The organism is uncultured Campylobacter sp. (genome assembly GCF_937949835.1).
Taxonomy (GTDB): Bacteria; Campylobacterota; Campylobacteria; order Campylobacterales; family Campylobacteraceae; genus Campylobacter_B.
Genome location: NZ_CALEDC010000123.1, coordinates 1 through 15045 on the forward strand (window position 1 = coordinate 1; position 15045 = coordinate 15045).

The 15045-nt window shown below is 50.7% G+C and carries 13 protein-coding genes; 4 read left to right on the forward strand and 9 right to left on the reverse strand.

Annotated features, from left to right (window positions below; translation table 11 throughout):
- Positions 1–493: 493 nt before the first annotated feature.
- Genes pepT through Q0256_RS02685 form a run of 5 tightly spaced genes read right to left on the reverse strand, consistent with a single transcriptional unit; the run spans position 494 to position 6367 of the window.
- Positions 494–1726 carry a peptidase T gene (gene pepT / locus Q0256_RS02665; protein ID WP_297959808.1) on the reverse strand — a complete coding sequence of 411 codons (1233 nt, stop codon included), beginning with the start codon at positions 1724–1726 and terminating at the stop codon, positions 494–496.
- An 11-nt stretch (positions 1727–1737) separates the two neighbouring features.
- A complete protein-coding gene (gene dcuC, locus Q0256_RS02670) occupies positions 1738–3081 on the reverse strand; it encodes a C4-dicarboxylate transporter DcuC (RefSeq protein ID WP_297959810.1) in 1344 nt (447 codons plus the stop codon).
- An 11-nt stretch (positions 3082–3092) separates the two neighbouring features.
- The gene (pepE, locus tag Q0256_RS02675; protein WP_297959812.1) at positions 3093–3791 is read right to left on the reverse strand and encodes a dipeptidase PepE; all 699 of its coding nucleotides are present in this window, start codon (positions 3789–3791) and stop codon (positions 3093–3095) included.
- A gap of 10 nt (positions 3792–3801) precedes the next feature.
- Positions 3802–5118 (reverse strand): amidohydrolase, encoded by a 1317-nt coding sequence (locus Q0256_RS02680; protein WP_297959814.1) that lies wholly within the window; start codon positions 5116–5118, stop codon positions 3802–3804.
- Between the two features lie 10 nt (positions 5119–5128).
- A complete protein-coding gene (locus tag Q0256_RS02685; protein WP_297959816.1) occupies positions 5129–6367 on the reverse strand; it encodes a M20 family metallo-hydrolase in 1239 nt (412 codons plus the stop codon).
- Between the two features lie 237 nt (positions 6368–6604).
- On the opposite strand from Q0256_RS02685, the gene Q0256_RS02690 reads away from it, so the two are divergent.
- A complete protein-coding gene (locus Q0256_RS02690) occupies positions 6605–7609 on the forward strand; it encodes a hypothetical protein (RefSeq protein WP_297959818.1) in 1005 nt (334 codons plus the stop codon).
- A 95-nt stretch (positions 7610–7704) separates the two neighbouring features.
- Here Q0256_RS02690 and Q0256_RS02695 read toward each other — a convergent pair whose 3' ends face one another.
- The 4 genes from Q0256_RS02695 to Q0256_RS02710 form a co-directional block, all read right to left on the reverse strand.
- Complete coding sequence (locus Q0256_RS02695; RefSeq protein ID WP_297959820.1) at positions 7705–7827, reverse strand: hypothetical protein; 123 nt, start codon at positions 7825–7827, stop codon at positions 7705–7707.
- Between the two features lie 393 nt (positions 7828–8220).
- Positions 8221–9558 carry an acetyl-CoA carboxylase biotin carboxylase subunit gene (locus Q0256_RS02700; protein ID WP_297881838.1) on the reverse strand — a complete coding sequence of 446 codons (1338 nt, stop codon included), beginning with the start codon at positions 9556–9558 and terminating at the stop codon, positions 8221–8223.
- Positions 9555–10013: an acetyl-CoA carboxylase biotin carboxyl carrier protein gene (accB, locus tag Q0256_RS02705; RefSeq protein WP_291938704.1), complete on the reverse strand. Its 459-nt coding sequence runs from the start codon at positions 10011–10013 to the stop codon at positions 9555–9557. The genes Q0256_RS02700 and accB overlap by 4 nt, the downstream gene beginning before the upstream one ends.
- Positions 10014–10389: 376 nt before the next feature.
- Entirely contained in the window at positions 10390–11388 is a 999-nt protein-coding gene (locus Q0256_RS02710; protein WP_297959826.1) for an asparaginase, read from the reverse strand.
- 174 nt (positions 11389–11562) lie between these two features.
- Between Q0256_RS02710 and dcd the strand changes: the two genes are divergently transcribed.
- The 3 genes from dcd to Q0256_RS02725 form a co-directional block, all read left to right on the forward strand.
- Complete coding sequence (gene dcd / locus Q0256_RS02715) at positions 11563–12126, forward strand: dCTP deaminase (RefSeq protein ID WP_005871523.1); 564 nt, start codon at positions 11563–11565, stop codon at positions 12124–12126.
- A 3-nt stretch (positions 12127–12129) separates the two neighbouring features.
- Positions 12130–14361: a type I DNA topoisomerase gene (gene topA / locus Q0256_RS02720; protein WP_297959822.1), complete on the forward strand. Its 2232-nt coding sequence runs from the start codon at positions 12130–12132 to the stop codon at positions 14359–14361.
- A partial coding sequence (locus Q0256_RS02725) for a metallophosphoesterase family protein (protein ID WP_297959824.1) occupies positions 14358–15045 on the forward strand: 688 nt, incomplete at its 3' end. The genes topA and Q0256_RS02725, both read left to right, overlap by 4 nt.

Below are 15045 nucleotides of genomic sequence, written 5' to 3' on the forward strand. Positions count from 1 at the left end.
AGAAATTCCGCGCCATTTTTAAGACCCGTTTACGACGCTGTGTCGCCCCGAAAAACAGATCTCGCTTGCACTAAAAACGTCCGCTCTGCCGGCTGCGGGGATAAAATTTTGCCGGTCAATACGGCGCGTGTCTGCTAGCCATCTAAATCGTCGAAATATAAAATTTGCCGCAGCTTGTCGCGCAGGCTGCAAAAAATGCGCGGTCGCACCGTCTGTGAATAGCATTAAAGACGCGACAATAAGCGGGCTGTAAAGCACAGGACGCAGTAAAATTTTTACAACGCGCCTTTTTGATCTCGCCAAGCCGCGCGCTCAGCAGAGCAGAGCAAAATTTCATAGCCGCGTGAAATTCCGCTTAGTAAAACAAAATTCCGCCTTGCTCGGCAAAATTCCGTCCGTTAGATAAAATTCCGCCGAGCAGGTAAAATTTCACGGCGGAATGAACGAATTAAATTTAAAGCCAAATCTACGCGTGGAGTAGAAAGCGCCCGAGCTAAGCTCGCGCCGCTGCTAGCGTTATGATCTGCTTAACCACCTCGCTCGCCGCTTTTAAAGAGCCTACGGGCAGGTATTCGTAGATCGAGTGGAAATTATGCCCGCCGGTAAAGAGGTTCGGGCACGGCAGCCCCTTTGCGGAGATGACGGCGCCGTCGTAGCCGCCTCGCATAGGCTTGGTCTTGGGCTCAATATTTAGGCTTTTAAAAGCCTGTTTCGCAAAGCGAATTGCTGGCGCATCGTCGTTTTTCAAAAAGTTATAGACGTTTTTATAGCGATCGTTTAGCGAAATTTCGATCCGATCGCCCCAGATCGCGCGAAGCCCGTCCGCCGTCTTTTGCAAAAATTCCATACGCTGCTCATATCTTTTCTCGTCAAATTCCCTCACGTCGATCTTTAGGACTGTCTTTGCGCTGTTGCCGCTAAGCTCCTTGACCCAAAAATAGCCCTCCTTGCCATCGGTGTATTCGGGCGCCTCGCCCGCAGGCAGCAGCGAGATAAACTTATGCGCCAAAAGCAAGGAATTTACGAGCTTGCCCTTGGCGTTCATCGGATGAGCGGACTGGCCTTTGAAGGTAACGACGCAATCGCCCGCGTTCCAATTCTCGTAGATAAACTCGCCGATGCCGCAGCAATCAAGGCAGTAGCCAAAATCCGCGCCTACCTCGCTTACGTCCAGCGCCTTTGCGCCCCGCAAGCCCTGCTCCTCGTCCGGCACGAAGCAAGCGATTATCTCGCCGTGCTTGATCTGCGGATTTTGGACGAAAAATTCCAGCGCATTTACGATCGCAGCGATCGCCGCCTTATCGTCGGCGCCTAGCAAGCTGGTGCCGTCCGTTACGATGATCTCATCTCCTTTATAATCTTGCAGCTCCTCATTTTCGCTCTCTTTAAGATAGATCTCTAGCTCTTTATTCAGGCAGATATCGCCGCCTTCGTATCTTACGATCTGCGCCTTGGTGTCGCCGCTCTGCTCGGCGCTGGTATCGAGGTGGGCAAAAAACGCCACGCTCGGAGCGGGCGCGTCTAAATTTGAAGGAATTTTAGCGATCAAAATCGACTTCTCTCTAAGGCTGATATTTTTTATGCCCAGAGCTTCGAGCTCGTTTTTTATGAAACCCGCCAGCTCGAGCTCCTTGGGGTTTGAGGGCATTATGCCCGCAGCACCCGCGGCTCTATTCGTGGTGGTGTTGATCTTAGTGTAGTTTAAAAACCTCTGCACGATATCCACAAATGAGCCTTTTATAAAATGACAAATGCGATGACGCAGACGGATATAAACATCCCTAGAGCCGTTCTTTTAGCGATCTGAATAGGACTTACCATTGCAAGTCCCGCGCAAACGATACAAGCGCCCGCAATCGGCGATGCGCTCCTGCCTAGCGCGCCGCTTATCGCAACCGCCATACCGAGCTTATCTTGCTCAAAACCCAGCGCGTCGGCGTGCACGGTCACGGCGGTGTTAAACGCCATCGACGCCGCGTCTCCCGAGCCCGTTACGACGCCCATAAAAAACGGCACGAAGGTTCCGCCGAATTTTACGTAGCCCTGCTCGTTCTTAAGCCACTCGATTACGAAATCGATCGCGCCGCACGCGCTAAGCCCCGCGACGAAGACGCCCGCAGCGATGATGATACCTATGATCTCGGCATACGCGCTACCCATGCCTTTGAAAAATTCCTTCGTAATTTTTTGAGGATCGGTTAGAGTAACGGCGATGGTGAGGATAGCGCCCAGTAGCATCGCCTCGGCAACGCCCATCTTCGTCCATTTTAGGAAAGAGACCTGATTTAGACTCGTGCCGCCGATTACCAAGATCACTAGCGGCACTAACGGCATAAGCGCGTATAAGACGTTTATCTTTTGAGGCTGCGCGTCTAAATTTGAACCGTCGGCGGAATTTGACGCAACGGAATTTACGCCGCCCTCCTTTTGTGCGAGATAATTCACCCCCTTGGTGTAGTCTTTGCAAACTATCGCCGTTATACTCATTACGATCAAAACCACGATCAAAGCGGTAATCGCGCTGGAAAACTGCACGGCGATGACGTCTTGAACCGTGTAAGATGGGTTGTGCGCCTTTACCATATCGGCTACGAATACGTTATGCGCCGAGCCCGGGCTCAAAACGCCGCCGAAAGTGCCCGCAAATACCGCAGCTCCCGCCATCTCAGGCTTAACGCCCGCAGCCATCATCACGGGGATCAGCGTAGCGCCGACCGCAGCCGAGCAGCCCGCAGCGGAAGGGATAGCGATATTGATAAAATATGTAAGCGCCACGACGATAGGGATCAATAAAAATCCGATATTGCCGAGGGGTCTAGTGAGTAAATTTACGAGCGCGCGGTCGCAGCCGGTAAATTTCATCACGAAGGCAAAACCCATGCTGGCGCATATCGCCTTAATAAGACCTGCTTTAGTCATATACGAGGTAAAGGCGCCCAGCCCGTCCAGCGGCTTTAGACAAAGCACGCACAGCACCAAACCCACGCCGATAAGCACGGTTTTAGTATCCTTCTTCATGATCAGTAAAGCGACGACTGCGACGATACCCGCAAGCGCCAAAAATAGCCTAAACGTCTGCACGATAACTCCTTTTAAATTTTAAATTTACTTCCCACGGCGATGCGCGAGATCTCTTTTTTATACTCGAATTTTAGCACGTCCGCATGCCCCATCACCTCACACTCGTTTCCGTTTATCAAAAACGCGCTACCCTCGGGCATAGCATAGACGCTGTCATTTTGATTGACGATCAAAAACTCCTCCAGCCGCTCCTCCCTGCTCTCGCCGTTGTGGTTTGAAATTTTACCGCTTATAAAGTGCGGGTTGATCTGGTGCGGAAAAATCCCAAGAGCTACCGGCGAAGGCGGGAAGACGATCGGCATGTCGTTGGTGGTCATCATCGTCTTGCCCGCGACGTTTGCGCCCGCAGACCAGCCGAAATACGGCGTGCCGCCGTCCACGGCGTCTTTGATCGCGCCTAAAAGATCAAATTTATAAAGCTCGTTTAGCAGCACGAAGGTATTGCCGCCGCCGATGCAGATCGATTTGGCATTTTTAACGGCAGCTTTCATATCGGCGAATCGATGGATCGATCTGATATTGTTACTCTCCAAGCAGTCCGCGACCTTCTGCTCGTATTGCTCGTTCGTGCGCCTAACGCCCGCAAACGGAATGAATAAAATTTCATCCTCCCAAAGACCTCCTAAAAATTCCTTGATCCACCCCTTGCAGTGGTTCAGATAGCCGCTGTCTTTGTAACTAGAAGCGCTTAGAAGTAGTGCTCTTTTCATGCCGCCTTCCTTAAGCTTTGCCGTTTAGCTTATACGCGCAGCGCAGATACACGTCCACTCCCGCAAGCAGCGAGTCCTCGTCGAAGTCAAATTTGGCGTTGTGATGTCCCGCCGCAAGCGTCGTGCCGATCATCAGATATCCGCTTTTGCCGCCCGCATCTTGCACCGAGCGCATAAAATGCGCGAAGTCCTCGCATGCGCCGAAATTTAACTCCCTTACGATTTTATCATCGTCGATAAACGGCGACGCCTTCGCCGCATCTTCGTAAAGCTGCGTGCTATCCTCGTCGCTATCGCCGCCCGCGGTGCCGCCCGTAACCTGCACGTCGTAGCTGACGCCGTAAATTTTAGAAACGCCCTCCACTATGTCCATGCATTTGGCCTTCATAAACTCATTTAGCTCCGTGCTCTCGCCGCGCGTCTCGCACGCGAGATAGCCGTTGGGCGCTATGACGTTGCGCCCTTCGCCCGCGCGCAGCACGCCGACGTTGATACGCGTGACGCCGTCTGCGTGCCTGGTTATGCCGTGCATATCAAGCGCCATCTCGGCTGCGGCGAGCAGAGCATTGGCTCCGTTTTGCGGTGCGCCCGCTGCGTGAGCGGACTTACCCTTTAAATTTACGTCAAATTTAGTGGTCGCGAGCAGCTTTTTGGTACCGCAGATGATGCCTCTCATGGTAGTAGCCTGAAAGCCGATATGACCGCCCAGCAGATAATCCACGCCCTTGGTGACGCCCGCAGCTTCCATACCTACGGCGCCTCTGGTGCCCTCCTCGGCGGTTTGGAAGATAAATCTAAATTTACCGCTAAAATCGTCTAGGCTCTGCGCGATGAGCTTCGCTAAAGCAAGCCCCATCGTGATATGCCCATCGTGCCCGCACGCGTGCGTGATGCCGCTAATATCGGAGCGAAAGCCCTCCTTAAAAGGGCGGTGGTCCGCGTCCGTGCTCTCGGTCACGTCCACGCCGTCTATGTCAAATCTAAAAGCGACCGTCTTGCCCGCGCGCCCCGTGTCTATTTCGGCTACGAGACCCGTTAGCCCATCCTCCATCGCATCAAGAAATTTTATCTGATCTGCGTTTAGCAGCTCTTTGGCGCGCTGCTTCGCCTTCTCGCAGGCGTCCTTACTGCCTACACCCTGTCTGGCTTCAGCCTTTACCACCTCGCGACCGAGCTTTATCTCATAGCCCAGGCGCTGCATACGATCTGCGATAACCGCGGTCGTAAAAAAGGTAAACCAGCCCGTCTCGGGATGCGAGTGAAAAAACCTGCGATCCCCTATCATCTCGCTTTTTAGCGCCTCTACTTTTTGTGCGATAGCATCCATCTTTTCTCCTTTATTTTTTAGCTAAGCTTAACATCGCCGCGGCCAAAACCTTCGTAGCGGCAAACGCGTCGTGCCAGTTTATGCTTTCATTTACGTTGTGGCTGATGCCGTCCTTGCACGGCACGAAAAGCATCCCCACGCGATCCGCAAGCTCCGTCATATTCATCGCGTCATGTCCCGCGCCGCTAGGAAGCCTTAGGCTTGGAATTTTAAGCTCGCCGGCACAGCTCTCAAGAAGATCTATCATCTCCTCGCTTAGCTTTACGGGGCGATCCTTGATGAGATTTTTTAGTTCAAATTTGCACCCTCTGCGAGCGCAAATTTCATCTATCGCGGCGCAAATTTGATCATCCGCCGCCCTAAGCGCTTCCTCGTCTATATCGCGTATGTCAAGACCTAGCGTGCAGGAGCCCGGGATCACGTTTAGCACGCCGGGTAGCGCGTTTGCATAGCCCGTCGTCGCGACCGTGGTTTTGCCCTCCTTGGCGATCCTCTCCGCGCTTAAAACGATCTCACTAGCGCAAGCTAGGGCGTCGCAGCGCATATCCATCGGCGTAGCGCCGCTGTGATCGGCTCTGCCCTCGATCCGCAGCTCGTATCGCACGGGCGCGGCGATACCCGTGACGATGCCTACTGGGATACCCCGCCTCTGCAATACCGGCCCTTGCTCGATATGAAGCTCAATATAGCTATGAAAGCTGGACTTCGGCAGGATGCAGCTTTTTAAATTTGCGGGATTTAGCCCGAAACTCTGCATCGCATCAAACAGCGAAATTCCGTCTTTATCCTTTAGCTCGCCCAGCCGCTGCCGCGAGAGCTTGCCGCTAATTATCTTGCTGCCTACGGTAGCCATTTTAAAGCGGCTTGATTCCTCGCAAACAAAGACGATGAGCTCTAGCGGTCGCGCAAGCTTTTCGCCGCTATCTCGCACCGCGCGGATTGCCTCTAAGGCCGCCATGACGCCTAGCGTGCCGTCGTAAAAGCCGCCCTGCGGTACGCTATCGATATGCGAGCCAGCGCTGACGGACGGCAGATCGGGATTTTTAACGTCAATAAATTTAGCGAAAATATTGCCCGCATCGTCGATTTTGATCTTGAAATTTTCTTTTTGAAGTAGCGATATGAGGAAGTCGCGCGCCTCTTTGTCCTCGCGCGAAAATGCAAGCCGCGTAAGCCCGCCGCCCGCCAAAGCCCCGAAGCGGCTTATCTGCTCGAACTCGCTTTTAAGGCGCTGTATGTTTATGTCCATAAATTCCCCTTTTCTTAAAAAATTTATGAATACGGCATTTTAATATTAAATTTATATAACAAAGCTGAAATTTACTTATCGCGGCGGCAAATAGGGCGCTGAAATAGCACGCGAACAGAACTGTTTTAAAAATAGCGCTTAAATTTCATTTTGCCTTTTGGGCTTTAAAATCGCGATGAGCCGCTTAGCTTCAGATTAAACGGATATAATTATCGCAAAATTTAACGAGGAGCAAGGATGGAACAGGGCTCGCTAGAGGGGCTTTATGAAGAGCTAAATGGGCTTAAAAGTATGGCAGATAAAGAGGAATGTCTCAATAGCGCAATAAGAGACGCCATAAGAGCGAAAAATTTTGCATTTGCCACTCAAATTTGTGATTTTATAGTGAATGATGAAATTGAAAAATTCGGTGCGTTTTTAAGAATGAAGGCGCTAATGTGGCTCACAGATTATATCGCAAAAAATTTGGAAAAGAAGGAATATTCGAATTTTGTCTGCTTCGTGGACTGCCTATGGAAATTTAGATGGATAGCTCCAGACGCCGCTAAAAGCTCTATGATAGAAAAAGAGTTTATAGACGAGATGAACGAGACGATGCTGTTTTACTACGAGAGCATAGAAGGGCTCTCGTTATCACGCTATTACAAGGCTTTGACGAATCAAAACATTGACATGGGCGAGTCTAAAGAGGCGAAAGCAAACTACAAGATGTGGAAAAAGCTAGCCAAAGACGATATGGACGGCTGCGAGGCGTGCGAGGCATCGAGCGAGATCACGTATTTAAATTTTGCGGGCGAGTATGAGGCGGCACTGGAGTTAGCTACGCCGATAATCTCGGGCGAGCTAGGTTGTATCAAAGTACCATACACAACCTACGCGCCGATCTTATTTAGTATGGTAGCACTAGGTAGGATAGAGGAAGCGACGGCTTTGCTGCCAAAGGCCGCTGCAATGATCGAGTCAGATCCTCGCTTCATAAATCAGATCGCACCGCTAATCGAGATCGCTGTTAGGCTGGGAGAGCACGAAACAGCACTAAGCTTGGCGCGTAAGCATTCGCACGCCATACTCGATAGCAACGACGATCTGAACGACCTGCGATTTTTCATCGCAGTTAGCGCGTTCGGCGATGAAAGCGACTACAAAACGGCTTTGGAACTGGCGGGCAAATTTGACGCTAAAAATCAAAACTTTTACTACGCCGATTATCTAAATAAATTTTACGAGGAATTCGGGGTTTGAAATTTGACGGTTAAAGACCTAGCGCGCTTTGCCCGCGAAGCAGATGACCACCTCTAGCACGTGCGGCGAGATAGTTTAAAATTTGCAGCTCGATACTACTTCACGCTCGCAACGACGAGCGCGGTAAAATTTACGCCAAACGGACGCGAGCGGCGCGCGCGGTAAATTTTATACTGCTTACTCGCGTACATCGGCAGCCGGTCGCCGAAATAAATCATAGAGCGCGTAATACTAAATTTAACTCGGTCGCTAAGTATGAAAGTAAAATACCGTGGCGGCGCATACCAGCGCCAAACCGCATGGACAAGAGCAAATATTTGCAGTAGCAAGACACGTATTCTAAATTTCAACCGCCGCAGAATATAAAATTTAAACCAAACCCGCCGTCAATCTCGCCGTAAAATATATAAGCGGCAACAATGGCGTATCTCGCACCTCACCACCTAGATTTAGCGGCAAATTTAATAGCAAACTTTAAAGCGTGGCGCGATAAAATTTTAAAACAAAATTTCAAGTAGATTTTTAAATATAAAATTTCAAACGGAATCTTGAATACAGAATTTCAAATAAATTTTAAAATTCCAAGAGTATCATCCCTTGGAATTTTAAATTCAGTGCTTGGCTAGGTAATTTGTGTCGTAGTTATTATCCACGAAATCGGGGTTGTTCATCATCCTAAGATGAAAATCGCGCGTCGATTTTATGCCGCCGATGATGAGCTCATCTAGCGCGACCTTCATCTTCGCGATCGCGCGCTCGCGATCCTTGTCGTAAACGATGAGCTTGCCGATCATGCTGTCGTAGTAAGGCGGCACCGAGTAGCCCTCATAGACGTGGCTGTCCATACGCACGTTTCTGCCGCCCGGAGCGACGTATTTTGTGATTTTACCCGGGTTTGGCATAAAGCTTTTGGAGTCCTCAGCGGTGATGCGACACTCAAGCGCGTGCCCGCTAAATTTTATCTCGCTTTGAGGAAGCAGTTTCTCGCCCTGCGCGATACGGATCATCCACTCGATCAGATCGAGCCCGCTTCGCATCTCGCTTACGGTGTGTTCGACCTGCAGGCGGGTATTCATCTCGATGAAATAGAATTTCTTGTCCTTGCTATCGTATAAAAACTCAAACGTTCCCGCGCTTGCGTATCCGATCGCCTTAGCGGCGCGAACCGCCGTTTCGTGCAGACTTTTTCGCGTCGGCTCATCTAAGATTACGGCCGGGCTCTCTTCGATTAGCTTTTGATGGCGGCGCTGCATCGAGCAGTCGCGCTCGCCGATATGCACGACGTGTCCGTGCTCGTCGCCTAAGACCTGAACCTCGATGTGGCGCGGGTTTGTGATATATTTTTCCATATACATCGTGCCGTCGCCGAATGCACTCATTGCTTCGCTCTCTGCCGACCAAAAGAGCTTTTCGATATCCTCTTCGCGCTCGACCACGCGCATTCCGCGCCCACCGCCACCGGCTGCGGCTTTGATGATGACGGGATAGCCGATTTCGGCGGCTAGTTTGCGCGCCTCTTCGACGCTTGCGATCGCGCCGTCGCTGCCCGGCACTACGGGGATGCCCGCGCGCATCATTACTTGCTTTGCTTTACTTTTATCGCTCATTAAAGTCATTGCCTCGACGCTCGGGCCGATAAATTTAATGCCGTGCTTAGCGCAAATTTCTACGAAATTTTGACTTTCGCTCAAAAAGCCGTATCCCGGAAATATCGCGTCGGCTTCCGTTAACTCGCAGGCTGTGATGATCGCGGGGATATTTAGATAACTATCGCTACTGCGTGGTCCGCCGATACAAACCGACGCGTCGGCGTATTTGACGTAAAGCGCGTCCTGATCGGCGGTGGAGTGCACGACGATGGCTTGCTTGCCCATCTCTTGGATCGTGCGAAGCGCGCGCAGGGCGATCTCGCCACGATTTGCGATTAGAATTTTTTTAAGCTCCCTCATAGCTTCTCGACCTCAAACAGCGCCATAGCATATTCGACCGGCTGTCCGTCCTCGACGAGGGCTTTTTTGATGCGGCAGTCGAATTCCGCCTCGATCTCGTTCATAATCTTCATCGCTTCTATTATGCCGATTGTATCGCCCTTATGCACGACCTGGCCCACGCTTACGAACTCTGCCGCACCGGGGCTCGGCGCTTTATAAAAAGTGCCCACCATCGGGCTGTCGATCGTATCCATCGCGCCTTTTGAGGCGGGCTTATCGCCCACGAGCACGTTTACCGCAGGCGCAGCAAGCTGCGGAGCGGGTGCCGGTGCGGCGAGCTGAGGCGTGCTCCCACCGCATGGGCCATATTTTTTTATCTCGATCTCAAAATCTTTATCTTTAATTTTTAGCTCGTTAATGCCTTGCTTTTCTCCGAAAAAGTCCATTAACTCTTTGATTTCTGCTTTTGTCATAAATTTCTCCTGAAAAAATTTGCGAAATTTTAGCTAAATTTTTATAATTGTTTCTTTAAATGGATTTTTGCGGGACTTTTAAGAAGTGCAAAGCGAAATTTACGACAGAATTTGCGGACTGATTTTAAGGATTTATAGGCTGCAATTTACCTCGTTCATTTTAAGCTCGAACTTCGCAGGCAAAGCGCGAAATTTTGACGCAAGGGCGCAGGATGATTTTAAATCCTTTAAAATTTAGCGCTTAATTTTACGACCGAAATTCTACGCCCAAGCCCCGAGCGCGAAAATTCCGTGCCTTGCTTTTCTTTAAAATTTTATGCCGAAATATTATTTTAAAGCCTCGCGCCGAAATTCTATCCACGCGAAGCCCTATGTGTTAATGTGTCGCAAAAAAGCTCTGAATTTTCGCTTTATCGCTCGTTTTGCTAAGGGCTAACATCAGCAGCACACGCGCCTTTTGCGGATTTAGATTATCTGCGGTTAGAAAGCCAAGTTTTACGTCGTCCACCTCCGAGCTAACGCTAGTTGAGCCGCTGCCCGTGCGGCTTGAGCGTACGACGATCACGCCCGCTTCGCTAGCTTTTGCAAGCGCAACCTCCGTGTCGGGGTACAAATTTCCGTTTCCCATACCGGCGACTACGATGCCCTTAGCGCCCTTTTGCACCGCTACATCGACCAAATCGCCGCTATCTTGCGCGTGTCCATAGATGATATCGACGCGCGGCAAGGCCTTGATATCCTTGATATTAAATTCGCTTACGACGGTGTGTTTGCGAAGCGGCGCCATATAGAAATTTACGACGCCATAATTTACGGTGCCGATTTTGCCGGAATTCGGCGAGGCAAAAGCCGCAACGTTAGTAGTATTTGTTTTCGTAACCTCGCGCGCGGCGTGAATCTCGTCGTTCATCACTACAAGAGCGCCCTTTTCGCGAGCGTTTTTATCTGCCGCAACGCTTACGGCATTATAGATATTTAGCGGGCCGTCCGCGCTCATCGAATCGGCGTTTCGCATCGCGCCCACCAAAACGATCGGTTTTTTAGATTTTACTACCAGGCTTAAAAAATACGCCGTCTCCTCCATCGTATCGGTTCCGTGCACGATGACGACGCCATCGACGTCGTTTTTAGTAAGCAGTTCGCTTACGCGGTTTGCGAGCTTGAGCCAAATTTCATCATTCATCTCCTGCGAGCCGATATTTGAAATTTGCTCGCTTTTAATCGTAGCTAAATCCCCCAGCTGCGGTACTGCCGATAAGATATCTTCTACGCCCTTTGAGCCTGCGGTATAGTTACCCTCCGTAGCGCTTGCGCTGCTTCCCGCGATAGTGCCGCCGGTAGCTAAAATATAAATATTTGGCTTCGCAGCAGCCAAAGATGACGCGATAAAAAACGTAATAAACGCAAATTTCTTGAGTAGTCCCATAGTTGCTCCTTAAAAAGTGATAAAATTTTTATAATTTAAGCAAAATTCTAGCATAAAATTTTTATTATATTTTATTTTGCTGCTATAATGCGCGAAAAATTTTGATTATTTTAAGGAAATTTTATGGGACTGAAAAGCGATAAATGGATCAGACAGATGTCGCAGCAGCACGATATGATAGCGCCCTTTTGCGAGGAAAATATCGGTCGCGGCGTCGTTAGCTACGGACTTTCGAGCTACGGATACGACATACGCGTAGCGCGCGAATTTAAAATTTTTACAAACGTCGGCGGAACGGTCGTCGATCCTAAAAATTTCGACGCAAAAAACGTCGTGGATTTTGAGGGCGACGTCTGCATCGTGCCGCCGAATTCTTTCGCGCTAGCTCGCACTATCGAATACTTCAAAATGCCGCGCGACGTGCTTGCGATCTGCCTCGGTAAAAGCACCTACGCGCGCTGCGGCATCATCGTAAACGTAACGCCCTTTGAGCCGGGCTTTGAAGGGCATATCACGATTGAAATTTCCAACACCACGCCGCTGCCTGCAAAAATTTACGCGAACGAAGGCATCGCGCAGGTTTTGTTTCTGCAAGGAGACGAGCCGTGCGAGGTGAGCTACTGCGACAAAAAGGGCAAATACCAAAGCCAAAAGGGCATCACGCTGCCTAGAATTCTAAAGGATTAAGCAATGAAAAATTTAATCATCGTAGAATCCCCCGCAAAAGCCAAAACGATCAAAAATTTCTTAGGCGCCGATTACGACGTAATCGCGTCTAAAGGCCATATCCGCGACCTTCCTAAAAAACGCTTCGGCATCAAAATCAAAGATAAAAGCTTCGAGCCCGAATACGAAATCAGCGCCGATCACGATCAGATCGTAAAGCAGATAAAGACGCTCGCCAAAAAGGCGGATCAAATTTATCTCGCGACGGACGAGGACCGCGAGGGCGAGGCGATCGCCTATCATATCGCCGCTTCGATCGGCAAGCAGGCACAGGAGCTGCCGCGCATCGTATTTCACGAGATCACCAAAAGCGCGATCTCAAACGCGCTAAGCTCACCGCGCAAGCTAAATATCGCAAGCGTAAACGCCCAACAAGCGCGCCGCCTGCTCGATCGCATCGTGGGCTACAAACTAAGCCCGCTTTTAAATTTAAAGATCCAGCGCGGCTTAAGCGCGGGTCGCGTCCAAAGCGCCGCGCTTAAGATCGTCGTCGATCGCGAACGCGAAATTTTAAATTTTAAACCGGTAGAATTCCACAGCATCGACGCGGTTTTTAAAAAGGACTTGGAGGCCGAGCTCGTGGAATTTCGCGGTAAAAAGATGGAAAAGCTCTCGGTCAAAAACGCCGCGCAAGCTAGCGAGATCGTCTCTGAGCTGCAAAAAGACAGATTTAGCGTAGAGAGTATCGAGAGCAAATCGCGCAAGACGAACCCTTACCCGCCGTTTATGACCTCGACGCTACAGCAGGCGGCGAGCACGGCTCTGGGCTTTAATCCGCGCAAGACGATGAGCCTCGCGCAGAGCCTTTACGAGGGCGTTAATACCAAAAACGGCGGCGCGATCACATACATGCGAACCGACTCGCTAAATATCGCTAAAGAAGCGATCGCGGCGGCTCGCGAGCTAATCGGCGAGCGCTTCGGCGAAAAATATCTGCCGAAAAGCCCGAATTTATACGCCACCAAAAGTAAAGGCGCGCAGGAAGCGCACGAAGCGATAAGGCCTACCGATCTGAAGCTTACTCCAGAGCTCGCGCAAAAAATACTGCCTCGCGACGAGTACCGCCTTTACGCGCTCATCTACAACCGCTTCGTAGCCTCGCAGATGAGCCCTAGCGTCTCGCAGATCCAAACGATCATCGTGCGCGGCGAAGCGGGCGCGTTTAAGATCAGCGGACGCAAGGTGGAATTTGACGGATTTTACAAGGCTTACGGCGATCTGGATAAGGATAAAATTTTACCGAGCCTTAGCGCGGGTGACGTGATGAGCCTGCAAAGCCTAAGCTCGCAGCAGCATTTCACCGAGCCGCCGGCGCGCTATTCGGAAGCAAGCCTCATCAAAAAGCTCGAAAGCCTAGGCATCGGCAGGCCCTCGACCTATGCGCCTACCATCTCGCTGCTTACGGCGCGCAACTACGTAAATATCGAGCAAAAGCACCTGGTGCCGAGCGAGATCGCCTTTAAGATCACCGAGATGCTGGAGCAAAATTTTAAAAATATCGTCGATAGCGAGTTTACCTCCAAAATGGAAGAAAAGCTCGACGATATCGCCGAAAACAAAGCAGACTGGCAGCAAATTTTGGCGGATTTTTACTACCCTTTTATGGACGAGATCGCCAAAGGAAAAACCTCGATCGCAAGCCAAAAGCTAGCCGAAAAGATCGGCGAAACCTGCCCGAACTGCGGCGGCGAGCTACTTAGGCGCCAGGGCAGATTTGGCGAGTTTATCGCTTGCTCGAACTATCCGAAGTGCAAATACTCGCGCAACGCAGACGCCAGCGCCGAGGAGGCGAGCGAGGAGAAGGCGGCGCCCGAAGTACTGGATGAAAAATGCCCGCAGTGCGGTAAAAATTTAATCAAGCGTAAAGGCAGATACGGCGAGTTTATCGCTTGCGAGGGCTATCCGAAGTGCAAATACTCGCGCAAAATCGAGGGCGCGGCAAAGGAGAAAAAGCCGCTGCTCTCCACCGGCGTTAAGTGCCCGAGCTGCGGCACGGGCGAGATCGTCGAGCGCTTCTCCAGACGCGGCAAATTCTACGGCTGCACGAACTACCCTAAATGCGGCTTTGTGAGTAACTACGCGCCGATTGCGCGCGCGTGCCCGCAGTGCGGCAACTCATACATGCTCCGCAAAGAGCTGAAAAAAGGCAACTTCGCCGAGTGCCCGCAGTGCAAGCTTAAAGAAGAGATCGATTGATAATAGGCGTCATCTCAGACTCTCATCGCGAAACAAAGGTCGCTGCAAGCGCCATAGAGTGGCTGCTCGCGCGCGGAGCGGATCTGCTCGTGCATGCAGAGGGCATCGTCGCGATCGAGACGCTGCGGCTTTTGCGACAAAGCGGCAAACCCTACTTCGCGGTTTTAGGGAACAACGACGAAGCGCTTACCGAGTTTAAAAATGAGTTCGACCTGTACGATGAACCCTTCTGCATGGAGTTTGCCGGGTTGCGACTAAAAATAATGCACCATCCGTTTTATCTCTTTGACGAGGAGCCCGCAGCGCAAAATGAAGCAGATGGATTAAATTTAAACGCGGGCGCGGATCGCTCTGTAAATTTTCGCAGGGATTTCGGCGCAGACCTAGTCAAAAATTCTAGCTTTAACGATGAAGCAAACAGCGGCACAAATTCAGGCTCAAACTGCGGAGCAGATCGCGGGGAAATTTTAATCTTAAATTCTAAAACAGCGGCTTGCTCGGCAAATTTAGACTCAAATTTTAATGCTGCGGACAATGATAAAATTTTAAATGGCGCGCGCGGTGCAGATGAAAATTTTAAAAACATACGTAGCGCGAGTGCGAATTTAAAAAGCGGGTGGTCGTCCGCAAGTCCAAATGTGAACTTGGGCTTGAATGCGGGCGCGGATGTGAACTCAAACGCAA